This window comes from Congregibacter sp. (genome assembly GCF_047617445.1).
Taxonomy (GTDB): domain Bacteria; phylum Pseudomonadota; class Gammaproteobacteria; order Pseudomonadales; family Halieaceae; genus Congregibacter.
The window spans coordinates 1-24,940 of sequence record NZ_JBLGBE010000018.1 but is presented as its reverse complement, the minus strand read 5'-3'; the positions used below and the strand labels follow the sequence as shown (position 1 = coordinate 24,940).

At 53.8% G+C, this 24,940-nt stretch carries 23 protein-coding genes; 9 read left to right on the top strand and 14 right to left on the bottom strand.

The features are described from left to right. Window positions 1-88 precede the first annotated feature (88 nt). Window positions 89-3,199, bottom strand: coding sequence for an error-prone DNA polymerase (locus ACI9KD_RS06395; protein WP_414980330.1), 3,111 nt, complete (start codon window positions 3,197-3,199; stop codon window positions 89-91). 184 nt (window positions 3,200-3,383) lie between these two features. Between ACI9KD_RS06395 and ACI9KD_RS06390 the strand changes: the two genes are divergently transcribed. The 3 genes from ACI9KD_RS06390 (at window position 3,384) to ACI9KD_RS06380 (ending at window position 6,038) form a co-directional block, all read left to right on the top strand. After that, entirely contained in the window at window positions 3,384-4,229 is an 846-nt protein-coding gene (locus ACI9KD_RS06390; protein WP_414980329.1) for a family 16 glycosylhydrolase, read from the top strand. Between the two features lie 65 nt (window positions 4,230-4,294). After that, window positions 4,295-4,852 carry a DUF1415 domain-containing protein gene (locus ACI9KD_RS06385; RefSeq protein ID WP_414980328.1) on the top strand — a complete coding sequence of 186 codons (558 nt, stop codon included), beginning with the start codon at window positions 4,295-4,297 and terminating at the stop codon, window positions 4,850-4,852. Next, complete coding sequence (locus tag ACI9KD_RS06380) at window positions 4,845-6,038, top strand: NAD(P)/FAD-dependent oxidoreductase (RefSeq protein WP_414980327.1); 1,194 nt, start codon at window positions 4,845-4,847, stop codon at window positions 6,036-6,038. The genes ACI9KD_RS06385 and ACI9KD_RS06380 overlap by 8 nt, the downstream gene beginning before the upstream one ends. Window positions 6,039-6,076: 38 nt before the next feature. Here ACI9KD_RS06380 and ACI9KD_RS06375 read toward each other — a convergent pair whose 3' ends face one another. Both ACI9KD_RS06375 and ACI9KD_RS06370 read right to left on the bottom strand, forming a co-directional pair. After that, on the bottom strand, window positions 6,077-6,976 hold the full coding sequence (locus ACI9KD_RS06375) for a neutral zinc metallopeptidase (protein ID WP_414980326.1): 900 nt from the start codon (window positions 6,974-6,976) through the stop codon (window positions 6,077-6,079). A 55-nt stretch (window positions 6,977-7,031) separates the two neighbouring features. After that, window positions 7,032-7,811, bottom strand: a complete 780-nt coding sequence (locus tag ACI9KD_RS06370; RefSeq protein WP_414980325.1) for an SDR family NAD(P)-dependent oxidoreductase — start codon at window positions 7,809-7,811, stop codon at window positions 7,032-7,034. 93 nt (window positions 7,812-7,904) lie between these two features. On the opposite strand from ACI9KD_RS06370, the gene ACI9KD_RS06365 reads away from it, so the two are divergent. The 6 genes from ACI9KD_RS06365 (at window position 7,905) to ACI9KD_RS06340 (ending at window position 13,736) form a co-directional block, all read left to right on the top strand. Continuing rightward, the gene (locus tag ACI9KD_RS06365) at window positions 7,905-8,747 is read left to right on the top strand and encodes a lipase family protein (RefSeq protein ID WP_414980324.1); all 843 of its coding nucleotides are present in this window, start codon (window positions 7,905-7,907) and stop codon (window positions 8,745-8,747) included. After that, window positions 8,744-9,565 carry a class I SAM-dependent methyltransferase gene (locus ACI9KD_RS06360; protein ID WP_414980323.1) on the top strand — a complete coding sequence of 274 codons (822 nt, stop codon included), beginning with the start codon at window positions 8,744-8,746 and terminating at the stop codon, window positions 9,563-9,565. The genes ACI9KD_RS06365 and ACI9KD_RS06360 overlap by 4 nt, the downstream gene beginning before the upstream one ends. 91 nt (window positions 9,566-9,656) lie before the next feature. After that, window positions 9,657-11,057 carry an MBOAT family O-acyltransferase gene (locus ACI9KD_RS06355; RefSeq protein ID WP_414980322.1) on the top strand — a complete coding sequence of 467 codons (1,401 nt, stop codon included), beginning with the start codon at window positions 9,657-9,659 and terminating at the stop codon, window positions 11,055-11,057. 3 nt (window positions 11,058-11,060) lie between these two features. Continuing rightward, window positions 11,061-12,257 carry a hypothetical protein gene (locus ACI9KD_RS06350; protein WP_414980321.1) on the top strand — a complete coding sequence of 399 codons (1,197 nt, stop codon included), beginning with the start codon at window positions 11,061-11,063 and terminating at the stop codon, window positions 12,255-12,257. 375 nt (window positions 12,258-12,632) lie between these two features. Then, window positions 12,633-13,091: a methyltransferase family protein gene (locus tag ACI9KD_RS06345; protein ID WP_414980320.1), complete on the top strand. Its 459-nt coding sequence runs from the start codon at window positions 12,633-12,635 to the stop codon at window positions 13,089-13,091. 69 nt (window positions 13,092-13,160) lie between these two features. Next, on the top strand, window positions 13,161-13,736 hold the full coding sequence (locus ACI9KD_RS06340; protein ID WP_414980319.1) for a lipocalin family protein: 576 nt from the start codon (window positions 13,161-13,163) through the stop codon (window positions 13,734-13,736). 83 nt (window positions 13,737-13,819) lie between these two features. Here the strand turns inward: ACI9KD_RS06340 and ACI9KD_RS06335 are convergent, their stop codons facing one another. The 11 genes from ACI9KD_RS06335 to ybeY form a co-directional block, all read right to left on the bottom strand. Beyond that, window positions 13,820-14,200: a hypothetical protein gene (locus ACI9KD_RS06335; RefSeq protein ID WP_414980318.1), complete on the bottom strand. Its 381-nt coding sequence runs from the start codon at window positions 14,198-14,200 to the stop codon at window positions 13,820-13,822. Window positions 14,201-14,479: 279 nt separating this feature from the next. Then, window positions 14,480-15,907, bottom strand: coding sequence for a Y-family DNA polymerase (locus ACI9KD_RS06330; protein ID WP_414980317.1), 1,428 nt, complete (start codon window positions 15,905-15,907; stop codon window positions 14,480-14,482). 83 nt (window positions 15,908-15,990) lie between these two features. After that, window positions 15,991-16,197, bottom strand: coding sequence for a DUF2788 domain-containing protein (locus ACI9KD_RS06325; RefSeq protein WP_414980316.1), 207 nt, complete (start codon window positions 16,195-16,197; stop codon window positions 15,991-15,993). 204 nt (window positions 16,198-16,401) lie between these two features. Beyond that, entirely contained in the window at window positions 16,402-16,839 is a 438-nt protein-coding gene (locus ACI9KD_RS06320) for an OsmC family protein (protein WP_414980315.1), read from the bottom strand. 82 nt (window positions 16,840-16,921) lie between these two features. Then, window positions 16,922-17,815: a translesion DNA synthesis-associated protein ImuA gene (gene imuA, locus ACI9KD_RS06315; RefSeq protein ID WP_414980314.1), complete on the bottom strand. Its 894-nt coding sequence runs from the start codon at window positions 17,813-17,815 to the stop codon at window positions 16,922-16,924. A 277-nt stretch (window positions 17,816-18,092) separates the two neighbouring features. Further along, window positions 18,093-19,127 carry a DNA polymerase III subunit delta gene (gene holA, locus ACI9KD_RS06310; RefSeq protein WP_414980313.1) on the bottom strand — a complete coding sequence of 345 codons (1,035 nt, stop codon included), beginning with the start codon at window positions 19,125-19,127 and terminating at the stop codon, window positions 18,093-18,095. A gap of 9 nt (window positions 19,128-19,136) precedes the next feature. Then, the gene (gene lptE, locus ACI9KD_RS06305) at window positions 19,137-19,661 is read right to left on the bottom strand and encodes an LPS assembly lipoprotein LptE (RefSeq protein ID WP_414980312.1); all 525 of its coding nucleotides are present in this window, start codon (window positions 19,659-19,661) and stop codon (window positions 19,137-19,139) included. Window positions 19,662-19,676: 15 nt separating this feature from the next. Next, on the bottom strand, window positions 19,677-22,136 hold the full coding sequence (gene leuS, locus ACI9KD_RS06300; RefSeq protein WP_414980311.1) for a leucine--tRNA ligase: 2,460 nt from the start codon (window positions 22,134-22,136) through the stop codon (window positions 19,677-19,679). A 109-nt stretch (window positions 22,137-22,245) separates the two neighbouring features. Further along, complete coding sequence (lnt, locus tag ACI9KD_RS06295; RefSeq protein WP_414980310.1) at window positions 22,246-23,781, bottom strand: apolipoprotein N-acyltransferase; 1,536 nt, start codon at window positions 23,779-23,781, stop codon at window positions 22,246-22,248. Next, entirely contained in the window at window positions 23,778-24,620 is an 843-nt protein-coding gene (locus ACI9KD_RS06290; RefSeq protein ID WP_414980309.1) for an HlyC/CorC family transporter, read from the bottom strand. Before ACI9KD_RS06290 ends, lnt begins: the two co-directional genes overlap by 4 nt. After that, window positions 24,617-24,940: rRNA maturation RNase YbeY (gene ybeY, locus ACI9KD_RS06285; protein WP_414980308.1), on the bottom strand; the 324-nt coding region annotated here is incomplete at its 5' end. The genes ybeY and ACI9KD_RS06290, both read right to left, overlap by 4 nt.

The window sequence follows — 24,940 nt, the reverse complement described above, 5'->3', positions numbered from 1 at the left end:
TGGTTTTTCCCCAAAGCTATGGATTTTCACCCGCGTCATCAATGCACAACCACAATCTTCTACATCCGATCAAATTATGCATCGGTCCTTAATGAAAGTCCCGAGACTTTAGTCCGAGATTTCCCAAAGCGTCACTGTGATCAAACAATGCACCGGCGATGATGTGTGTGACGCCATCACGTTTTTGCAAAGTGCCTTTGATCACAAGCAGACGACCTTTCATGAGTGCCTCACGAAAGTTCTGTTGCACAGTTGGCCACACGACCACGTTGTTGTTACCGGTTTCGTCTTCCAGAGTCAAAAAGAGTACGCCGGAAGCAGTGCCGGGTCGTTGCCGACAGGTCACCAGTCCGGCGATGCGCACAAAGCGACCATCGCTGAGTGCCGCGAGATCTTGCTGACGCTTACAGGTGTTGAAAGGTTTTTGGTCGCGAAGCAATGCGAGTGGGTGCGCCCGGAGCGTAACGCCAGTGCTGCGGTAGTCGGCGATAACCGACTCGGCAATCGCGGGTTCTGGCAGGCTGACATCATCATTTAGGGCTGTCCCTGTCGCCTGCAGTTCGTACTCAAGTAGCGGGCGTGAGGGCTCCAGGGCCATGAGCTGCCAGCGCGCTTGATGCCGATGACCGCTTAGGCTCGCTAGTGCATCGGCGTCTACCAGTGCCTCCATATCTCGACGATTTAGCTCCGCCCGTCGGCGTAAATCAGAAATCTGGCGATAAGGTGAACGCTTACAGGCGGCACTGATACGCATTGCTGCATCTCTGGATAAGCCTTTGATCAAACGTAGACCCAGTCGGATGGGAGCATGTGTGCCTTGTTCGCCATCGTCGAGCAATTGATGATCCCAGTCGCTATGATTTACATCCACAGGTAGCGGGATGACACCATGGCGGCGGGCATCCTGAATGAGCTGTGAAGGCGTATAGAAGCCCATTGGCTGGCTGTTCAATAGTCCAACGTAGAACGCGCTGGGGTGGTGGCATTTGAGCCATGACGATACATAGGCAAGCAAGGCAAAGCTCGCCGAGTGCGATTCAGGAAAGCCATAGCCACCAAAGCCTTTTATCTGGTCGAAGAGTCGTCGTGCGTAGTCTTCGCTATAACCCCGGCGCAACATACCTTGCGTGAGTTTTTGTTCGAAACTCAGTAGCTTACTGTTGCGACCCCAGTTAGTGATTGCTCGGCGTAGTTGATCAGCCTCACCGCCGGTAAAGCCTGCGGCGACCATAGCCAGGCGAATAATTTGTTCCTGAAAAATAGGCACGCCCAGCGTACGCTCAAGAACATTTTTCACCGCTTCGTCGGGATAGCTGACGTCCTCTAAACCCTGTCTGCGACGTAGATAGGGATGCACCATATCCCCTTGAATAGGGCCGGGACGTACGATGGCGATTTCAATGACAAGGTCATAGAAGCATGCGGGCTTTAATCTAGGCAGCATGCTCATCTGCGCTCGGGACTCAATCTGAAAGACACCGATAGAATCTGCGTTCTGCAGCATGCGATAGGTCGCAATGTCTTCGGCGGGAATATCCTGAAGCTGGCGGATGCGCGGGTCATAGCGATTTACCAGTGCCAGAGATTTGCGGATCGCCGAGAGCATGCCCAGTGCTAGAACGTCGACCTTCAGTAAACCTAATGTTTCGATATCGTCTTTGTCCCATTGGATGACGGTGCGATTCGCCATGCTGGCATTTTCTATGGGTACTAGCTGCGAGATAGGGCCTCGAGATATCACAAAGCCGCCGACATGTTGGGACAGATGCCGTGGAAAACCCATGATCTCCTGTACCAGTTGATAGAAGAGCTGTGCCGTATTGGGTTCGCCGTCCTGACGCTCGGTTTTCAGCCCATGCTCACTGAACCGTGCCTCTAGATCGCGTTGCTTATCCCACCAGGAAAGAGACTTTGCTAAGTCATCGACAAAGATGGGGTCTAGTCCCAGCGCCTTGCCGACATCACGTACAGCACTGCGAGCCCGGTATGTGATCACGGTGGCTGCAAGGGCCGCCCGACGCCGACTGTATTTGTCATAGATGTACTGGATGACTTCTTCCCGGCGTTCATGCTCAAAGTCCACATCGATGTCTGGAGGCTCGTCGCGCTCTCGGGATATAAAGCGCTCCAAAAGCAGAGAGATTTTTTCTGGAGATACTTCGGTAATAAACAGGCAATAACAGACCACAGAGTTCGCTGCTGAGCCGCGGCCTTGGCAGAGAATGCCGCGCTCCCGTGCGAAGCGAACGATGTCGTACACGGTAAGGAAGTAGTATTCGTAGTCCAGCTCAGCAACCAATGCGAGCTCTTTTTCAATGCGCTCTCGGATGACTGAGGGTGTTCCATCCGGCCAGCGCTGGTTAGCACCCTGCCAAGTAAGCTCCCGTAGATAGTCCCGGGCGTTATGTCCATCGGGAACTACTTCTTCGGGGTATTCATAGCGCAGCTCCTTAAGACTGAACTGACATCGCTTGGCGACATTGAGAGTTTCTTCCAGTAACTCAGAGGGAAAGAGGCGTTCTAGCTGTCTGACACTACGTAAATGCTGCTGTGCATTGGGAAGTCGACGACTACCCAGTTCAGGAACACTGCAGTTGAATCGTAGGGCAGTCATGACATCGTGAAGGGGCTTGCGGTTTGCGCTGTGCATCTGCACATCACCGCAGGCAAGGAGCGGAAGTTGAAGCTTTCCGGCCAGGGTTTGCAGCGCACGGTAACGACGTAGCTCGTCGTTACCCAGCAGGTAATGCACGCCGATCCAGACTCTTTCTCGACACAGTCTTGCCAGCTGTTTTCCGTAACCGCGATTAACGTCGCTGTCTTCCTTTGGTAGCCAAATGAGCAGACAGCGTTTGAGATGGAAGATCACATCACGGAGGGTGACTTCGTATTCTCCTTTGGGGCTGCGACGTCTTCCCAGGCTAATTAAGCCTGATAGCTCCCCGTAGGCAATCCGATTGGGTGCGAGTGCTACTAAATGTATACCCTCGCTCAGCTTGAACTCACTGCCTATGATGAGTGGGATGTTGTGTTCCGTAGCGGCCACATGAGCTTTGACTACGCCTGCCAAAGAGCACTCATCGGTAATGGCGATACCGGCATAGCCGTTCGCCGCAGCCTGCGCGACGAGTTCCTCCGGGCGGGAGGCGCCGCGGAGAAAGCTATAGCAGGACAGGCAATGGAGTTCGCAATAGGACATAAAGGATGGGGCTTCGTTTATTTAGATTGTCGGAATAGCGTGTGCAAAGCTCATTAATAGTACTGTATATACATACAGTATATGACGAAAGGCAAGGAAATCCATGTATGCTTAACAAGAGAGTGACAAGGAGATGTGCGATTCCGAATTTACTGTGAATGTTCGGGATAGCTAAGACTACGTTATGAAAAAACTCATCCAACCGATTGTGGCGATTGCTGCAATTTGGAGTCTCGGAATGAGCGTCTCGCTTGCCGAAGACATTTCAGGCACGGCTTGGCAAGTTGATTTTTTTGACGACTTTGACCGATTTGACCCAAAGAACTGGCAGGACCAGCAGGTCTTTGTGAATGGAGAGGATCACTGTTACGTACCGGACAACCAGTTCAATACACGGGAAGTCAGCGACGGTACCTTGAAGCTGCGAGTAGTAGATCTCGGGGAAAAGCGCCCCTGTGACATCGTGAGTAAGAAGGGGGTAAAGCATCCGGATACTCAGTATGTGGCCGGGCGCATCGCCTCGAAAAACCGCAAGGAGTTTGTGAAGGGACGTTGGACCGCAAGGCTCAGGGTCGAAAATAGCGGTCAGTCCGGCATGTTTCCAGCCTGGTGGTTGTTGGGCGCTTTGAATAACGAGCCCCCAGTACAGGAGCCCGACGAAATCGTATGTTGGCCCATGTACGGGTCCGGTGAGATCGATATTTTTGAGCATCATGGCGATGGCGGTCCGGACCACTATGCGGCGCGAGCCATCAAGAGCAATGGTGCCTGCGATGATGGTGATTGGCAGGCTTTAATGCTGGTGCAGGAAGCCAGTCTTGACGATTACCACGAGTACTCGGTGGAGTGGTTGGGTGGTGACGTTATTTATCGCTTGGATGGTGTTGAGGTCTACCGAAACGAAGGAATGAGCGATGCGTTGTCAGAACCATTTTTTGCGATCCTCAACTTCGCGAAGATCAACGACTCTGCAATAAGCGATGATTGGGTGATGGAGGTGGATTGGGTAAAGCACGAGTATCTGCCGTAGCCGATTCATACACTTAATCTGTCAGTTTTTGCGTGGTGCTCAGTCGTTCATCTGAGCATACACAAGTGGGAGTTATACCCCTGAGTAGTCATGCCTTAGCCGCGTCTCGTGTTTGGATAGAACGCGTTGTGGTTCAGTACAACCTATGTCCTTTTGCAAAGCGTGAGCTGGATAAGGGCAGCGTAAGATTCTTTCTCTGCGATGCAAAAGATGAAGAACTATTGTTGCGAGCGCTGGAGATGGAGTTACAGCGGCTTGAGCAACACGCTGAGATTGAAACAACCTTCATAGTGCATCCCGATATACTGGGTGACTTCTATGAATTTAATGACTTTCTGGGGCGTTGTGAGGCCTTACTCAAGCAGCTGCAGCTCGAGGGAATCTATCAGGTCGCCAGTTTTCATCCGCAGTATCAGTTTGCCGGCACGGGCCCCGATGACGCTGAGAACTACTCCAATCGCTCACCGTATCCCATGCTGCATCTGCTTCGAGAGGAAAGTGTAGAACGTGCTGTTGCGGGGCATCCTGATATTGATTCGGTACCTGTGACCAATATCAACACGCTGAACAAACTTGGCAAAGAGGTGCTTGAGGGTTTATGGCAGCGCTGTTTCGATGAATAAGGACGTGTTGACTCACGATGTGATTGTTGTTGGCGGCGGTGCAAGCGGCCTCATGTGCGCCATCAGTGCGGGGTATCGCGGCTTGCGGGTTCTGCTGCTCGAGAAGGGGCCAAAGGTTGGGCTCAAAATTTTGGTGTCCGGAGGTGGACGCTGTAATTTCACGAACCTGTTTGCCGATCCCCGGGAGCATTACCTCTCCGAGAATCCTAATTTTTGTATCTCCGCGATGAAGCGGTTTTCACCGTCAGACTTTATACAAATGGTGGAGACAGCCGGTATCGACTATCACGAAAAAAAGTTGGGGCAGCTATTTTGTGACAACAGCGCAAAGGAAATTGTGGCTATGTTGTTGCAGCAGTGCGCTTATGCGGGGGTAGAGGTTCGCCTGCGTCAGGAGGTTGAATCAATTAGTCCTAACGAGGGGCATGGCTTTGGCGTTGCCACGAACGACAACCAGTACCTGGCAAACAAAGTCGTTATCGCCTCGGGGGGATTATCCATGCCCAAGATCGCTAGTGACTTGGCATTTCGCACCGCCAAGGATTTGGGTCTCAAGCTACATACACTCCGCGCTGCGCTGGTGCCTTTGACATGGAACTCCAGTGACAAGGTGAGCTATGAGCCTCTCTCCGGGATTTCCACAGAAGTGGTTGCGAGCTGTGGGGGCGAGAGCTTTCGGGAGAACTTGCTGTTCACCCACCGGGGCCTCAGCGGTCCGGCCATACTGCAGATCTCGTCATTCTGGCGTGAAGGGCTGCCGGTGGATATCAACTTGCTTCCTGATATTGACGCGCCAGCCTGGCTTATCATGGCGCGGGAGGCTAATCCACAGCAGCGATTGGTGGCCTTATTGAAGATGCATCTCCCCAAGCGTCTGGTAGAGCTGATGTCTGATAGCTGGTTTGAAGATCAAAAGGTTGGCAGTTTCTCTCCCCCGGAACTCACGGCTATCGGTGAACGTTTGAATAGTTGGTCCTTTATGCCCGGTGGAAGTGAAGGGTATCGAACGGCGGAAGTCACGCTTGGGGGCATTGATACCGACGAGGTGTCCTCAAAAACCTTTGAACTGAAGCGAGTGCCTGGCATGTTTGCTGTAGGCGAGGCATTGGATGTTACCGGTTGGTTGGGCGGTTACAACTTTCAATGGGCCTGGGCATCCGGCTGGTGCTGCGGCCAGCACCTGTGACGCGTTACAGCTAGTCTTCTTTGTGTCCCAGCAGCAGCCTAGAGCCGGTCTGCATTAAAGGTATCGCAGCTACTTAGCGAGCCTTGCTCCAACCCCATCGTAAACCATCGCAGACGTTGCTCAGCACTGCCATGGGTGAACGAGTCCGGCGTTACACGACCCTGTGCCTGACGCTGCAAAGTGTCATCGCCAATGGCTGTTGCCGCGGCAAGAGCTTCTTCTACATCTCCAGTCTCCAGAATTTGCCGGGCCCGGTCAGCATGGTTGGCCCAGAGTCCGGCGAAGCAATCGGCCTGCAGTTCCTGGCGGACGCTCAAGCGATTTGCTTCGACCTCTGATGCACGTTGTCGCGCGACATGGTTGCGCTCACTAATTCCCAGCAGCATCTGAACGTGATGCCCGACCTCATGAGCAAGTACATAGGCCTGGGCAAAGTCTCCCGGGGCTCCATAGCGACGACTGAGCTCCTCAAAGAACGAAAGATCCAGATAGATTTTTTTATCCCCGGGGCAGTAGAAGGGTCCCATGGCACTTTGCCCCAGACCGCAGGCTGAGCGAGTCGAGTCGCGATAAAGCACCAGCTTGGGCTCGACATAAGAGGTAGGGCCCTTGGCCAGGAGCATGCTCCAGGTGTCCTCTGTGTCTGCGAGGACCGTCGCCATAAAGTCGACTGTCTGTGCTTCCTGTGCAGATTGTTCTACGGGTACGTTCGTCGACGAAGGTGATTCGCTACCCATCAATCCCAGCAGTGACTTTAAATCGGTGCCCGTAAAGAGCATAAAGCCTGCGGCAATGACGATCACCATCCAGCCTCCGCGACTGCGGGTGAGCTGCATTATCAGCGGCACCATCGAAGATCGAGTCCCGCTGGACCTGACAGCCCGCCGTCCTCTGCGATCGTCAATATTGTCGCTGCGTCGATTACCTTTCCAGCGCATGAGTAGTTCCTTCGCTTATTGCTACATCCAGTTTGCAGAAGTCGGCGTCAATAATTCACTGGGCGGTGTAACCGCCGTCAATCACCATCTCTGAGCCGGTCATAAAGCTCGCCTCATCGGATGCAAGAAAAGCCACAGCGTTTGCGATCTCTTCTGCCTGTCCAAGGCGTCCCAGAGGATGCGCGGCGACCAAAAGTTCACGCATGCCAGCGGCGTCTTCATGATTTTGCAAAGCTTGATCCACAAGCGGTGTTTCTACAAAGCCTGGATGCACTGAGTTGACGCGAATCTTCAGGGGAGCCCATTCTAATGCCGCGGATTTGCTTAGCAGACTCACGCCGCCTTTGGAGGCGCAATAGGCGGCAGCACCGGGTAAGCCAACCTTACCTAGGATGGAGCTGACGTTGATCACTGAACCGCCACCACGCTTTTCAAGGGCGGGGCCAGCGTAACGTAGGCCCAAAAAGACGCCGTCCAAATTGACCGAAAGTACGCTATGCCATTTACTCAGATCGAGATCCATTAGGCCTGTGTTGTCTCCGGGAATGCCGGCGTTGTTGACCAGAATATCCAGGCCACCAAAGTTTTCTACTGTGAGTGCGATTATTCGCTCCCAATCATCAGGCTGCGTGACGTCATGCCGGATTGCGATGGCCTTGCCGCCAGTGGCAACAAGCTCTGAAGCCAATGCTGCTGCACCTGATTCGTTGATGTCGCTCAACACGAGAGCAGCACCGTTGGCTGAGAGTTTCCGGGCGGACGCTTCGCCTATTCCTGAGGCAGCTCCGGTAACTAGTGCGACTTTGCCAGCCAATTTGGGTTCCGCTTCGCTCATCAACGATTTCCTTATCCGATATTATTCTCGCAAGGCCTCAGCATACCGGCATAATGCTAAAACGAATATTTATCTCATTGAGAGGTATGGCGTATGAAGTACGAGGAGCACTTTAAGGCCTTGCGACCTAATGACGCTTACGATCCTCAGAATGCGCTGTCTCTGGCGCTGGCCTGTGCACTTTCCTACGCGAGTCAGCGTCCCATCAAGAAGTGTGTCGAAAAGACCTGGTGCTATGAGTTTCTTGCCTTGGTGTCGCGCGAGAAAAAACCGGATATTGATACTCAGTGTTTTCTCATGGCCGATAAGGACAATATTGTTGTCGTTTTTCGCGGCGGTGATTCCTCAAGTGACTGGTTTACAAGTTTTCAGGCCTCGCAGGACCCTGGGCCTTTCGATACAACCGGCGCTCACGAGGGCTTTCAGGATGCCTTGTTCCCGGCTGTTATTAAGTTGACCGAAATGCTCAGAGCTGATGCTGCTAAGCCTCGCAGAGTCTGGATCACCGGACATAGTCTGGGTGGAGCCTTATGCTCACTGTATGCCGGCATGCTGTTGGAAAACGGCATTGATGTTTATGGGATTTACACATTTGCCAGTCCACGTCCGGGCAACGCAAAATTTGCCTCAGAGTTGAATAAGCGGCTCAAAGCTCCTCACTTTCGCATTGTGAATTCTGGTGATCTAGTGCCGCATCTGCCCCCGGAGCCTTTTTTTAGTCATCCTGGAAATCGGGTCATACTTAAGCATAACCACAAGAAGCGGACCAAAGGCTCGTGGTTAGATGAGCGTATTGCAGCGTTGAAGAACTTTGTCGACATGACGGGGAAGCGATTTGACATCGCTGACAACCATCGGTTGATTAAAGGGGACGATAGTTATGTTCCAAGACTCATAGAAGATCTTGCACGCGAAGAACGGCGGAAAAAACAATGAGTGAGCCCCGCGAGCCCGGTCTCACCGATGTGCCCGAAACCATGTTGTGGACGTTGCACAGCCGGGCCGTAGAAGCGATGCGGCCAGACAGTGTGTTTCCCGACGCAAAAGCGGTAGAGATCTATCAAAGTCTTGATTACGACTTTGAACGCAGCTTTGGACGAAGCAATCCCATGGCTGCGCTGCGCGCACGCATGTTTGATCGCTCAGTGTCGACGTTTATAGCTGAGAATCCCGGCGGGAGCATCGTCAATCTTGGCGAAGGCCTGGAAACTCAGCGCTATCGAATATCCGATGATTCATGCGCCTGGTACACAGTAGATTTGCCAGCGGCCATAGAAATCCGCGAGCGATTCATCGCGCCTGATGAACGACATACGCATATTACGCTCTCGGCTACAGATCGGGCCTGGATGGACCGTATTCCTGAAGACCGGCCCGTTTTGATAGCAGCTCAGGGCTTGTTTATGTACTTTCAGGAGCAGGAGGTGAGGGGCCTACTCAATGATATTGCGGCCCGTTTTCCTCAGTGCCAGCTGGTTTTTGATGTCATTCCCTACTGGGTGTCTCGCGCTTCAGTATTAGCTAAAGGGCTGCCTCTTACGCGTCACTATCGAACGCCGGTAATGCCTTGGGGCGTGCATCGATTTTCGTTACGCACAAAGCTCAAGGGCTGGGTTAGGCGGCCCTGCAACATAGATCTGGTCGACTATCCGCGATTTCCTCGGGGTGCACTAAGGTTGGTCAGCTGGGTCGTTCCGATGCTGCCGGGCGCTAGGCATTGGGTGCCCCTGGTTGCGGAGATTCAGCTGCTTTGAGTTAAGGAGACGGCGGTTTGGTGCTCGCAAATCGCAGGGCGGCCTGCTATAAGACTGCCGGTCTTTGCGAGAGCCCCTTGTCACCTCAATTATGATTTTTTCAACCACGTCGTTTTTGTTTGTTTTCCTGCCGCTGTTTCTGCTTTGTTATGCAGTGCTGCCGTGGCGAAATCTTACGGCGCTGGTTTTTAGTCTGCTGTTCTTTGCCTGGGGCGAGGGCGCATACGTTCTCTTGCTACTAATGACCGTTGGCTTTAACTATCTGATTGGGCAGCGGGTGGAGGAGGGCCGAAGTCGTTCGCGTTTTCTTGCCTTGGGCGTGACTGTAAACCTCTTGGTTTTGGGCTACTACAAGTACTTTGGTTTCCTGGTTGCCAGTGTTCTGGAATTACCGATACCCGAGCAAGACATACCCCATCTTCCTCTGGGGATCTCGTTCTTCATTTTTCAATCCATTTCTTATCTCATTGACGTGTATCGAGGTGATTCGCCTAGAGCAAAGTCATACTTTGATCTGGCGCTCTATATAGCGATGTTCCCGCAACTTATCGCAGGGCCAATTGTGCGTTACGCCACTGTCGCCCAGGCGATCAGGCATCGGTCGATTTCGGCCTACGACGTGTATCGTGGCGTGATTTTATTTGTGCTGGGATTGAGCTATAAAGTTCTGCTTGCCAATAATGCTGCGGAGGTTGCTGATGCCGCATTTGGGCTTGCTCCGGCGCAGCTGTCCACGGCAAACGCCTGGGTTGGCATCTTGGCTTATACCCTGCAGATTTTCTTTGATTTTGCCGGATACTCTCTGATGGCTATTGGGATTGGCCGGGTGATGGGTTTTCACTTCCCCAAGAACTTTGATTTCCCGTATACATCTCGATCAATTACGGAGTTCTGGCGCCGCTGGCACATGTCGCTGTCATCCTGGTTTCGCGATTATTTATACATACCGCTCGGTGGAAACAGGCAGGGCAATCTAAGGACTTACGTCAATCTCTTTACCGTGTTCCTGCTTTGCGGTTTGTGGCACGGCGCTGCTTGGACGTTTGTGGTCTGGGGTGTTTTTCATGGTGTCATTCTGGCTGTGGAGCGCGCGGGCCTTGGTCGCATGCTTTCAAGGCTTCCAAGTCCTGCGCAGCACGGATATGCGCTCTTGCTGGTGATGATCGGTTGGGTGGTTTTTCGCGCAGAAAACTTTGCGCAGGCGAGCTACTATCTCCAGGCGATGTTCTCTTCGGTTCCTGGAAAGGGCATCAGCTTCGTGCGCCTTGTCAGTACAGAGAACCTGATCTTTATGCTCTTAGGCCTGCTGTTTGCCATGCCGGTGCTGGAGCGTACGAAGACATTTAGAAATGGCGAAGATAGTGCCGATGCTCGTAGCGCACACCCTGCGCGATTTGTTCTGAATGGCTTTGTGGCTCTCGCGTTGTTTCTTTTCTGTTCGATGTACATTATGTCGGGCACCTACAATCCATTTATTTACTTCAGGTTTTAGCCGGTGAGCAGTCATGAGCAAAGTGAAATCGTAGAATTCGGCGGCCGTGCGCGGCTCATTATTGTCTGTGTCGCCTTTACGTTTCTTTTGCCGGCACTGGCCGGCTTCTTTACGAATCATCAAGCCCGTCAGAACTGGGAAAAGCGTGAGCTGGCATCGCTGCCCAATGTGATGCAGGCGCAGTCCTCTAAAGACTTTTTCAAGGGTCTCGAGGGTTTTATTGACGATCATATCGGCTTCGCAACGCCCCTCAACAGGATCTATCGACAGTTTCAGTTTTATGTATTCAACGATAGCCCCATTGCCAATGTTGATGTGGGCGACGATGGCTTTGTGTTTTTTAACGCCCACAGCGCAACGCGACCCTATGCAGCTATCAAAAAGCTGTGCAAACCCAGTGCGCCACATGTCAAAAAAACCGAGAGGGCTATGGCGTCGTTTGCTGCGGTGGTACGTGGTTACGGAGCGACTATCAGTTATGCGATAGTGCCCTCCAAACCGCTGCTATACCCGGAGAATCTGCCTGCGACAGTGCCTGCTCCGCACAGAAAGGCCTGCATGTCTCTTGACCCTATGGACAGTGCCGCGGGACAACTTAGGAAAGGCTCTTCGGGGAAAAACTACCGTGTTCACTTTCCCGTCGAAAAGCTGCTCTCCATGCGTGATCAGCCTGCTTTTTATCCGCCGGGGAATTTTCATTCTGCGAGCATGATCAACCACGAATTTGCTGGGGGGTTGTTGCAGTCCTTAGGCATTGATCCTGGTGCGGCGTATTCCAAAGGCGCCAAGTTGAGTGTGATCAGTGCCGACATGCGTGCGCTAGGCTTCGTTCGTCGGGTGCAGGCATGGACTTACCCCTACGCGGATTACCGGGTTAGCGTTAAGCGCGGCGAGCCCGATTGGGTTACACGCTATTACGTCCGGGCACGGGATTTTGGCAGCTATGTATCAGCGAAGCCGGCGTCGAATCGCTCGGCTTTACTGTTGTCGAACTCCTTTGGCGCGTTTGTGGCGCCACATTTAGCGCCGGGCTTTAAGTCACTGACGCACATTAATCTCAATGCTTTGCAGGAGGCGGAAGCCACGGTATTCCTGCAGCAGCTGATGGAGAGAGTGAAGCCCGATGACGTTATCGTACTTTTCCACGATGGCGGAATACCCAGCTCCCCGCTATACATGCTGGCCAATGCCCTGATCTAGCCCGACGGTGCTGTGCGACTCGCGTTTAGCTTTGACGGGAGTGCTGACCGTATCTGAGGATTCCTGCTCTCCCGTGATGTTCCAGACCAGCCTGATTCGGCCGAGCATGACGCAATGCTCAGGATGTTGTTTTTCGTTTCATTGTTGCTGGTAGGGCAGGGGTCTGTCGCGTCAAAACCGAGTCAGGTGTTTGAGCGCTGCGTTTACTTAAGTAACAAGATTGAGCATTACACCCAACTGCGGCGCCGGGGTGGTTCTTATACTCGCATGGAGTCCTGGCGTAAGTCGCGTAGCCGCTACGAGGAGGAGTTTCATGTTTTGCGCTGCCGCAAATTCAGTCATCAGTTACGCCGTAGAAAGCGTTAAGCTCTCAGCATGAATTTTGAGCTCAGGCTGCCACCGGTCCTTCAGCTTCTTGTCGCAGGGGCCGCCATGTGGGGTATTGATCGGGTGGACTCTGTATCCGCGCTTACCTTATCGTTTGCAGGGTGGCTGTCGGCGGCTCTGTTGATTATGGGGGTTGCGATTGCGCTGCTTGGGGTTAGTGCTTTTCGACGCGCAAGCACCACCGTTGATCCACGGTACCCAGGGCAATCGACCACCTTGGTGACTGGCGGGGTTTATCACTGGACGCGAAACCCTATGTATTTAGGCATGTTGCTGGTTCTCCTGGCCTGGGGTCTATATCTGGCCAGCGGATTGTCGTTTTTGGTGGTTGTGGCGTTTGTGGCGTACATGACACGCTTTCAGATAGTTCCGGAGGAGCGGTTTATGACGCAAACGTTTGGAGAGGCGTATCTCCTGTACCGGCGCAGCGTTCGTCGTTGGTTTTAGGCTGTTGTCGCTTCTTCGCTGCGGTATGGGTTGCGATGTTCCATTGCTTAGACAAGAGAAGGGTTAGAGATGGTTAGCGTATTGAGTAAGGGCTTGGGGCGAGTAGCGCGTTACAGCGCGGTAGCCGGTTTGCTAGCGATGCTCTCAGCCTGTCTAGGCACGCCCGATGGCGTTGTGCCGGTGCAGAACTTTGAAGCCGAGCGGTATTTTGGACGGTGGTACGAGATTGCGCGTCTCGATCATAGCTTCGAGCGGGACTTGATAAATGTCACTGCAGAGTACGCTTGGGGCGAGGATGGTGCGGTTCGAGTATTTAACCGGGGCTATGACAGCAAGGACCGAGAGTGGAGTGAGATTGAGGGTAAGGCGCGGTTTGTAGGGCCTGAGAGTGAGGCGCATCTAAAAGTGTCGTTTTTCGGCCCCTTCTACGCGTCTTACGTTGTGTTTGATGTAGAGCGCGAGAATTACGGTCACGCCTTTGTGTCTGGTTTTAACCGGGATTACCTGTGGTTACTTGCCCGCACACCTACGGTCTCTGATGCGGTTCGAGCTGAATTTCTAAAGAGCGCGTCAACGCTGGGGTTTGATATCGACGAATTGATATGGGTAGAACATTCACCGGTTGACGGTCAAGACAGGCAGTAGTGGGCCTGGGAGAGGGTATATAAATAAGGTCCTCGCACAAATGTGCAGGACCTTATTGCTAGCTACAACTTAGCGTAGTGCGCTCAGAAGCCTTTGACTTTCAGTAACTCCCAGTTACCCGACTGATTGTCACGCTCAATGTAACGGTAGCGAACCTTGCTGCCGTGAGCGGCGTTTTCAACATTGCTAGTGTCTGGACTGCTTATGTACTGTACGCGGCGACTTTTGCTGCGACGGTTAAGGTGGCATCCGGCTTCGGTGCCTCGGCGCGCGTTGCTGAAGTTTACGTATACCGATTGTCCGAGTTCCTCGGCTTTGCGCATATCTACTGTGCCTTCGAGAATGCAGTCCTGAGTGATTTCAGCGCTGGCTTGCAGTGGCAGTATTGATAGCCCCAATGCGGTTGCTGTGATCAACAAGCTGCTTTTCAGCAGGCGGAGATTTGATTTTTGTGTGTTGTACATTTGTGTCTCCTTCGCCTCACGGCGATGCGGGTCATGCAAACTCTTTGATTCTTCGGGTCGTTCTTATCCTTCAGATTCTGTGGTTTTTGCCTGCACCTAAAGTTAAAATTTTATGCCTAGCGGTCACTTCGGTAGTCACTTTGACTGGTAAAACTGTCACATAAATGACATATAGCTATGATAGGCAGAGGATCAGTTTACGCCTACTTTGACCCAAAAACCTATATTTTTCATGAATTTGTAACAAAATTGTCATAATTGCTCGAGCTTTTTTGTCTGTTAGGCAAAGAACCCCTGCATGAACCAGCGCTGTTGCCGGCGTTCATGGAACACCCAAAAGCGCTGGCCCTGAGTGTTGCGAGCTACAAAGTAATCACGACTGGTACTGCGTTCCCACCAACCATCTTCAATGCGTTCAGGCCCGTAAATCAGTTCTAGTCGGCTGCCCCAGAACAATAGTTCCTGGTCTTCATGACGCAGTAATTCAGGTTCTGACAGTAGCCAGAAGGGTCGCTGAGCAGTGTTTGCGCGGCGCAGGGTGTTTCTTGTTCCGCTGGGTGCTTTTGTTGAGCTGTGTTCAGGTAAATGTGCATCCCGGTGGTGGAGGCTATTGACCGCCTGGGAGCCTAAGCGGTTGCTGAGTAAATCTACTAGCTGGCTGCTTGATTCCGACTGGCTTGCTTGTCGAAAGAGGTCTCCGCTGGTGGGCTGCGCTGACACCAGTTGGTCCGCGCGCAGTTGTACCAGCTCCACTTCCTGTGAAAAGGGTTGCCGCTCCAAGCGTAGTCGGGTCAGGCGATACCAATCCTGTCGCGGCGTACGGGCTTCGCTGGTACGTACAGTCAGTGATTCCCGGTAACTGTTTAATCCCGAAAAGTGCCAGATTATCTGCTGGGTTTGCAGTTGCCGCTGGCGTAAATAATCGTCTAATGATGTTAGAAGTTGCTCTAGCGCGGGCCCCAGTTCGTCCTGATTGCGAACGGGATAGCCCAGGGGATAGCTGTCTGCAAAGCAGCTTGGAGGTTCAAAATGGACCGGCGGAGCTATGACTTCACCGCTTAGGTGCTGCAGTAGTTCCCGAAATTGGTTGCCGCAGCGCCGAGTTAGAGACGCGTTGGGTAGTGCCAGGATCTCTCCAAGCGTTTTGAATCCACCTCGCTGTAAAGCGACGAACTGCTCATGCAGTGGTTCTAGGGTTTTTAAGGACAGATTCTCGAGGTGTTCGCGCTGTGAATAGTCCTTTGATGACCGGTCGTCGTTTGATGTATGTGAAAAGGCCCAAGCAGCCAGTGGTGTTGTGCCCAGCGCAATGTCGGCGCTGTAGCCACGGCCAGCTAAACCCTGTCGACAGTGTCGAAGAATTGCTTCGCTGCCCCCAAAAAGTTTGAGGGAGCCGCCAATTTCGAGCATCAGGCAGTCATTTCTGAATGGATACAGATGCGGAGTAATGCCGTAGGCCCAGCAGCAGAGGCTCTCAAGGGCCTGAGTTTCTGCCTTGAGATCCCGGGGAAGTAGCTGCAGGGGGGTGTCTCCAGCAAGCGCGCGGGCGCTGGCAGGATCCATGCCGGGCTCAAGCCCTATGAGGCTGGCCGTTGCGTTGACGACATGAATTCGCTGTCGATCTACTACGGCGAGGGCTTGGGGGCGTCGCTGAGGAAGGCATTGAACAGCCAGTTCGCTAAGGCGGAGGCATAACCAGAGTTGCATACTGAAATTCTAAGTACTGTATATTTATACAGTACTTAATTTTTCGGCCTGTGGCGATACCCAGTAGGCCAAAAGGTCGTTGTTCAGTTCATGCCGCGCTCTAAGAGATAGCTAATCGCTATTTTGATTACAAAACCAAGTACACCTAGCGCAAGAGCGAGATAAAGAATCATCGTGCCAAAAACGCCGGCATTACTGCTCTTGGCAAGATCCCAAATGATGAAAATCATAAACAGGATTAGGCCACCGCCCCCGATAGTGACACCGTATTCTGTCAACCATTGATCCATTGGTGTTTTCCATGGGCGGAAATTAGCGTTCTCACGCTTATATGGCTCTGCGTGACAGAGCGTGTCTCAGGGGTCTGAGGGCAGGAATATCATCCACCACTGCCATAGTGTGGATAGATCCCGTTCTAGCGATGCGAGGGTTCCTGTAGGCCGCTCTGGAGAGCTTCGCGGTGAGGTGCAGTGATGACCACCGCTCGCGGGAATCTAATTGTCTACTGTGATCGTTGTGCTTAGTGTGCTATTTGCGATGAGTGAGTTTGTGATCAGGCAGCTTTGCTCGGCTTTGTGCAGTAGTTTCTCGGCCTTTTCGATATCCATGCCGGCGGGAACCCTTAATGAAGCTTCTACGCTAATAGCGGTGAATTGCGTAATACGCTCTACTCTGTCCAGTGTACCGGAAGCGCTACATTGGAGGTCGCTCCAGTCCAGTTTGGATGCTCGGGCAATGGCCCGAAATGACAGAATAAAGCAGTCTGCAACGGCGGCCATGAGTAATGCTTCTGGCGACCATTTGTCGCCGGGACCACCAAATTCAGGCGGTGGCGCCGTTACGATCTCTGGCAAATTGTCTGCCTTGAGTACGACGGGGCTGTCTGCTGTCGCACTGCCGCTTACCTGATAGTGATGAGGGAAATCCTGCACGCTGGGTTCTCTCTTTTTTATTGAATACCCTCATTTTAGGCCAGAGCGTTGATCACTGGGAATAGCTAGGTCTTTCTGCCGATTACGATGCTGCTCGACTTGCTGGAGGCACTGCGTCTTTGGGTAGCTCCCAAAGCTGGGGTTGATGTGGCACGTCATCTTCCGGTGGCAGGTAGACATCAATGCCCTGCAACCCGCTACGCTGTTTGAGGATATGAACCTGGCGGTAAGCACTCATCTGTAAGCGCAGAGCAGCCGGAGCGTGTTGGTGTGCGGCCTCCTGGGACCTAAAAAGTACGGCTAATGTATTACCCCGTGCGGCCGCCAGCTGGAGTCTTCGCAACTCGGCGTAGCGGTATTCCCCGTTGCCCAGCCAACTAAAAACTACACTACAGGTGCCGCTGCGCAGAGCTTGTTCGGTGCTCCATAGCAACTCTTCGCGCTCGCGAGGGTGTACTAAGAGCACTTTTTGGGTATCGACACCGCGGGCCGAAAGTAAAGGTGCATAGGGTGTGTAGGGTGGCGCAATAAATGCCTGCCAGCGCTCTTGCTGACTGAGCTCTTCCATGGCGGGGAGGAATAGACCCATAGCGCCCATACCTGAGGCATCACTGAGTACTTCGATGCAGGTTCCCAGAGGCCATCCCTGCTCGCACAGGCGTGCATCCAGTGCCCCAAAGCCGGTGGGAATACGCTGGTGGTAGTGGATATCATTGTTTGCCGCGCCATCGCTGTGCTGATGCTTGCCCTGAGTGGTGTCAATGGCTGGATCACAGGCACGATTGCCGTATCCGAGCCAGGTATCCCGGCGGCTGATAATGCCGTGCAAGCTCTCGGGAATGTCCCTTCCCGCTAAACGCCCAGACAGGTGATTGACTGGATTACTGTGTGGATTGCTGTGTGGATTGCTGTGTGGATTGTTAAGGGGGTTTTTAAGAGGGTTGCTGTGTAAGGTGCTGCCTGAATCCTGATACATGGTCGCTCTCCAAAAGTACTGTATATAAAAACAGTAGTCTGGAAGCGCCCTTCGTGCAAGTAAATACTTTTGACCTGTCGCCTATTAAGACATGTCAGCTATGAATATGTTTTTGCAGTTGCTTATCCTTCGAAGGCTTGTTGGTGCTGGCAGCCACTATCACCGATTTCATCCTAAGCAGCTTTGGAGTCGACCCAGATGTGATGTTTGACCGTGAGAGACTCCGTGCCCTCGAGCAGGAGTCCAGCAGGCACCTGTTGTTAGCGGCGTTGCCATGCTAGGCCGATCTGCGCAGAGTTGGCTTGCCATCCCGGGTAAGACCTACGATGAGCCATTCGGTTTGTTCCCAGGGATCCCCCTGGGCATAGCCCTTGATGCACCCATCAACGTGACTTGCCAGAGACAGCAGTTCTTCGCAGCTTGCTACCGTGTGTCGGCGCATGGCGGCCTGGATCACGGATTGTCGGTTTTTCCAAACGCGGGCTTCGGTGAGTGCCTGCATGGGTTGACGTCCAGCTGCTACGGCTTGCAGAAGAGTTCGCAGTAAGCGTAGTTCGCGGACCAGTCCCCATAGTAACGCCGGAGGCTGGGTTCCCTCAGAGCGCAGTCCGTGAAGCATACGAAGGCTGTCCTCAGATCGTCCAGCCAGCGCAACGTCAATCAAGGTAAACACATCGAAGCGCGCGCTGTTGGCCACCGCGTCTGCAACCTGCTTTGCCGTTACCGTGGCGTCGCCCGCCAGCAGGCGCAGTTTTTCAAGTTCCTGTACAGCGGCAAGAAGATTTCCTTCGACCCGTTCAGCGAGCAGGCTCAGGCCTTCAGGGTCGATGGATAAATTGATGCTCCGGGCTCGGCCCTCAAGCCAGCGCGGGAGTTCATCCGCATTCACGGGCCAGAGCTGTATCGTGGCGCCAGCCTGATCAATAGCTTTGTACCATTTACTGTTAGTGCTGGCTTTGTCGATCTTGCCTGCAACGATCAGCAGTATGTCGCTCTCAGAAGCGTGAGAGAGATACTCCAACAAGGCTTTACTGCCCTCGGCGCCAGGCTTGCCGTTTGGTATGCGCAGCTCGATGAGGCGTTGTTCGGCGAACAGCGACATGCTGCTGGAATCCTGAGTCAGGTCTTGCCAGTTAAAGCCTCGATCACTGCTGTCCACGACATGTCTTTCATGGCAGCCCGCGCGCCTCGCGGCTGCGCGGACCTGGTCCGCACACTCTTGCACCAGTAGGGTTTCGTCACCACTGACGAGGTATACGCGGTGCAGAGTTCGATCGAGGTCTTGGGCGAGTTTTTCGGGATAAACGCGCATGGGCCTTCGTTACTCGACGTTAGCAGCGAAGAAGCTGATTCGACGTAGAATTTGACCAGCGAGCTCGCGCCGGAGTTCGTCACGCAAAACGCGCACTTCTTCTGCCTTACCGACAACGTTCTGTGGATCATTCTCCATTTGCTTGTTCACGGCAGCGGTAGAGCGCTCCATGACCAAGGTGCCTGCGCCATCAAAAACCATAAAATCAGCGCGCATTTGCAGATCAAACTCGGCAGCCCTGGCTTGAGCGTTTACCGATAGATTGCGTTGACTGAAGGATTCGGGTCCAAGACGGAGTATGTGTTTTGCGTCTGCACGGGCTACCCAAATGATCCCGCTGGCACTGAAGCTGGATTCGACGATTCGGGTGAGCTCTCCATTAGGGTCGTTGGAGGCCAAGTGCATGCTGCGCCACTCTGCGGGTAGCGCTGAGCCACCTCCGGTGCCTCGTAGCTGAAAACCGCAGGCCGCAAGTCCCAGGCACAACACTACTATGGCTAAGAGGCGTTCGAGTCGTTTGTCGCGGCGATTCATTGGCATAGCGCTAGTTTAACCGACCACGATGTTGACGAGCTTGCCGGGCACCACGATGACCTTGCGTACCGCCTTTCCATCCATAAAACGCTGAGCATTTTCCTGTGCCAGAGCTGCTGCTTCCAGAGCGTCTTTGTCGGCATCTGCAGGGACTTCCATGCGCGCACGTACTTTGCCGTTGACTTGCACCACGATCTCCAGAGATTCGCGCACCAGTGCGGTCTCGTCCACTGATGGCCAGGCTGCGTAGGAAACATCCCCGTCACCGCCCAGAAGTCCCCAAAGGTGATGACAAATATGTGGAACGATGGGCACTAGCATGCGTACTACTGCATCCAGGCCTTCGTGCATGACCGCGCGGGATTGCGGCTTGTCCCCGGAAAGACGTCCCAGCTCGTTACACAGTTCCATAATCGCTGCGATGGCCGTGTTGAAGGTTTGGCGCCTGCCCATGTCATCACTGACTTTGGCGATGGTTTCGTGAATCTTGCGCCGGGCATCACGCTCCGCATCACCGAGTGCGTTGCTGTCCACTTCCGGAGCAGGGCCCTGATCCGTATGTTCGTGTGCGAGTCGCCACAGGCGCTTAACAAAACGGTGCGCACCTTCAACGCCATCTTCAGACCACTCCAGAGACTGGTCAGGCGGTGCGGCGAAGAGACTGAACAGGCGCACGGTATCGGCGCCATGACTATCAATGAGCGACTGTGGATCTACGGTGTTGCCCTTTGACTTCGACATCTTGACGCCGTCTTTGAGCACCATGCCTTGAGTCAGGAGGCGAGTGAAGGGCTCGTCAGAGCTTAAAAGCCCCTCATCACGCATGAGCTTGTGGAAAAACCGCGCGTAGAGCAGATGCAGAATCGCATGTTCGATGCCACCGACGTATTGATCTACCGGTAGCCAGTAATCTGCCTGTTCTTTGTCCAGCATGCCGTCGGCATACTCCGGGCAAGTGAAGCGTGCGTAGTACCATGACGACTGCACAAACGTGTCAAAGGTGTCGGTTTCTCGCTCGCAGGCCTGACCATCAAGGTCGAACTTACGCCACTGTGGGTCCGCTTTGATGGGCGATGCCACGCCATCCATGACAACGTCTTCCGGGAGCAAGGATGGCAAGCGATCCGCTGGGATGGGTATTTCGCCACCGTCAGGAAGGTTGAGCATTGGAATGGGTGTGCCCCAGTAGCGCTGGCGTGAGACGCCCCAATCGCGCAGGCGATACTGCGTGGTGATTTTACCGGCACCCAGTTCTTCCAGTCGCGCCGCTATGCGCTCGACCGCATCATCGAATCCCAGTCCATCAAAATCGCCTGAAGCAATCAGTGCGCCTTTAGCGGTATACGCGTTTTCAGACACATTGGCGGCTTGGCCCTGCTCATCACAAATAACGGTCTTGATAGGTAGGTCATATTTGCAGGCAAACTCGAAATCTCGTTCGTCATGAGCTGGCACAGCCATGACAGCGCCAGACCCATAATCCATGAGTACATAGTTCGCGACCCACACGGGTAGCTGTTCTCCAGTGAGGGGATGAATGCACCGAAGTCCCGTGTCCATACCGCGCTTTTCGGCCTGGGCCATAGCGGCTTCTGCTACCGAAGATTGCTTGCAATTCTCAATAAACTGCTGCAGTTCAGGATTGCTCGCTGCGAGTGCAAGACTGATGGGATGCTCTGCCGCGAGACTGACATAGGTCACGCCATACAGGGTGTCCGGGCGAGTCGTGTATACCTCGATACGCTCTTGCCCGGCGATGGCGTTTTCCAGACCAAAGGCCAGTTCTACGCCGCGACTCTTGCCGATCCAGTTGCGCTGCATGGTGCGCACGGCATCGGGCCAGCCGTCGAGGTTGTCCAGATCGCTAAGCAGTTCTTCTGCATACGCCGTGATGCGGATAAACCATTGCGGGATTTCCCGGCGCTCAATAAGTGCTCCGGAGCGCCAGCCACGACCATCGATAACCTGTTCGTTGGCGAGAACTGTCTGATCCACAGGATCCCAATTAACTGTGGCCATTTTTTTGTAAACAAGGCCTTTTTCGTAAAGTCGGGTGAAAAACCATTGCTCCCAGCGGTAGTACTCGGGCGTGCAGGTGGCCAGTTCCCGCTCCCAATCAAAGCTGAACCCCAGTGCTTTGAGCTGCTCGCGCATATGTCCGATATTGCTGTAGGTCCACTTTGCTGGCGCGGTTTTGTTGGCGATGGCGGCGTTCTCGGCCGGCAGACCAAAAGCATCCCAGCCCATGGGATGGAGTACGTTTTTACCCAACATTCGCTGATAACGCGCTATTGCATCCGAGATGGAGTAGTTGCGGACGTGTCCCATATGCAGCTTGCCGCTGGGGTAAGGGAACATCGACAGGCAATAAAATTTCTCACCCTCGAGGGTATCTCGAGCGGCAAAGCTGCGATTCTCTGTCCAGAACGTTTGGGCGTCACGTTCAAGGTTTTGGGGGTCGTAGTAATGTTCCATGGGCTTTGTCAGGCGCTACGTAAGGGCAGTTGGGAGGTGCGATCGAGCGCGCTTATCCACCTGCGAAAAAGCGCGCATATTAGCAGTAAACCCGTTTTTCGGCGAAGCCTCAGTCGGTGCTGTCGCTATCTCGCCAGAGTGTCCTGTGCAGAAGTCCCATGCTGCCCAGCAGTAATCCCAGGGCGATCAACAAGGGGAGGGAGCCAAAGCTGGTAAATGGTGTGCTCCCCAGCATCAACTTAGCGTCGCCCACTAGCGTGCTCTCTACGAACTGCTCTGTGCGTGCGACGATTTGACCGCGGTGGTCAATGATCGCCGATACACCGTTGTTGGTTCCTCGAAGCAAGTAACGTCCATTCTCCAAGGCGCGCATACGCGCCATTTGGAGGTGCTGGAGCGGGCCGATAGATGCACCAAACCAGCTGTCGTTGCTAATGGTAACCAGCAACTCCGCCCGTTGTGCGCTTTGTGCCACCAGTTCGGGGTACACAATTTCATAACAAATCAGGGGGGCGACGCGGTGATTGCCTGCTTCGAGCGGTCCTTGCTGGCTCGCACCCTTACTGAAATTTGACATCGGCAGGTCAAAAAAATCGATGAGACCCCGAAGCTGTGCCTCCAGCGGGACGTACTCGCCGAAAGGCACAAGCCGCTGTTTGTCATACTGCCCTTTGCCCTGGCCCAGAGCGATGATGCTATTGAAATGCCGGCCCTGGGTGTCGCGCGTGGGAATGCCTGTTATGAGGACAGTGTCGCTGAGGCTTGCGCGCCGCGCGATGGGATCCAGAAAATCGCCCGCAAGATCAGCGGTGCGTGGAATAGCCGACTCCGGCCACAGCACCAGATCATGAGCGAACATCGGGCGCACCGCGCGTTCATACTGGCGAAGAATTTTTTGGTAGTTACGTCGATCCCACTTTTGCTCCAAAGGGATGTTGGGTTGATAGATGGCGACACTGATGGGGAGTTCGCTGGCGGGTGCAACCCACTCAATGGGCTTGAGCATCAGGCCACCACCCCAGAGTGTGGCGAGCAATCCGCCATAGCTGAGTACCGTTGCTGGTTGAGGGCTCCTCCAGGTCAGAAATACACAGCTGGAGGTGAACGCGACGGCAAATGAGAGGCCGTAAACGCCGCTTATGGGCGCCCAGCCAGCCAGCCAGGTGTCAACATGAGCATATCCGAGGTACAGCCAGGGGAAGCCCGTGAGTAGCCAGCTGCGGACCCATTCACCAAATACCCAAAAGGCTGCAAAACCCAGCAGCATCCCTCCCGGAAGTGGTCGGACTATGCGTGTGTACAGCCATGCCTGCAGTGCGTGAAGAAGCGCCAATCCTGCACAGAAGATCAGCGTCAAAACCGCCGCCAGGGGGACTCCTGCGTTGCCGTGAACGTGAATGCTGACGTAAACCCAGGACGCACCAGAGCCAAACAAGCCTAAGCCGAACAGCCAACCACGCCATATGGCTTGTCTCGGCGTACAGCTCGCGAGCAGGTAGGCGTACACGGCGCAGCCCAGAATTGCGGTCGGCCAAAGGTCAAAGGGAGCCAGAGAAAGCGTGATTAAAGCGCCGGCAAGCGGCGCTAACATCAGGACCTGCCAGCGGGGCAGGGCGCTCGTGGAGACGCTGGCTGCGTCGCTCATTCCGCGCCGGGTGGACGTAGGCGCAGACTATGAATTTTTCGCTGGTCGGCGTTGATGACCTTGAATTCAAAGCCTTCGATATGTGTGATCTCGTTTCGCGTTGGCATGTGTCCAAAGGCGTGCATAACGAGACCGCCAATGGTGTCGAATTCGTCGTCGCTGAACGCTACGGCGAAGTAGGCGTTGAAGTCTTCGATAGGTGTGAGTGCTCGGACGAAAAAGTCGTCATCGGCAATCCGGCGAATGAACTGATCTTCCTCTTCATCCGTTTCGTCTTCGATTTCGCCAACGATCTCTTCCAGTACATCTTCGATAGTCACGAGGCCCGCGACGCCGCCATACTCGTCTATCACGATAGCCATATGATTGCGGTTTTCACGGAACTCTCGCAGTAAAACGTTCAGTCGCTTGCTTTCTGGCACCACCACGCTTTGCCGGAGAAGCTCGCGAATATCAAAATTCTTGCGATCCTCTGAAAGTATTTGAGGGAGCAGGTCCTTAACCAGCAGGACTCCCAGAATATCGTCCGGACTTTCACCGATTACGGGATAGCGGGAGTGCTTGCTCACAGAAATATGCTGCAATATTTCCTCAAGCGTACTCTCGGATTTGATCACGACCATTTGTGGTCTTGGAACCATAATGTCGCGCGCCTGCATGCCACTGACCTGCATGGCGCCATCGATGATGGAGAGTGAGTCTTCCTCGATGATGTCGTTTTCCATAGCCAGCTGAAGGATCTGTTTTAGATCCTCCCGGCTCCGAGGCTCCGAAGAAAATGCCTGGGCGATTCGGCCCAGGAGGGATTTTTCTTCGTTGCCGTTGCGGTCATCGTTCATCCGGACGTTCCTTGTGCCAGATGTGCTGGGTCGGCGTAATAAGGGCAGGGCCAGCCAAGAGTGGCTAGCGCCTGAGTTTCCAGCAGTTCCATGTGTGTCGCCTCAGCGTCAGATTCGTGGTCGAAACCCAATAGGTGCAACATGCCGTGAATCAGCATGTGGTCCCAGTGCGCAGCGAGGGGTTTACCCTGTGTTGCGGCTTCTTCTTGTACGACAGGGGCGCAAATAACGATATCGCCCAATAGGTCCAGGGTGACATCCGCCGGTAGGTCGGCCGGGAATGATAGTACGTTGGTAGGACGGTCTTGGTCGCGATACTG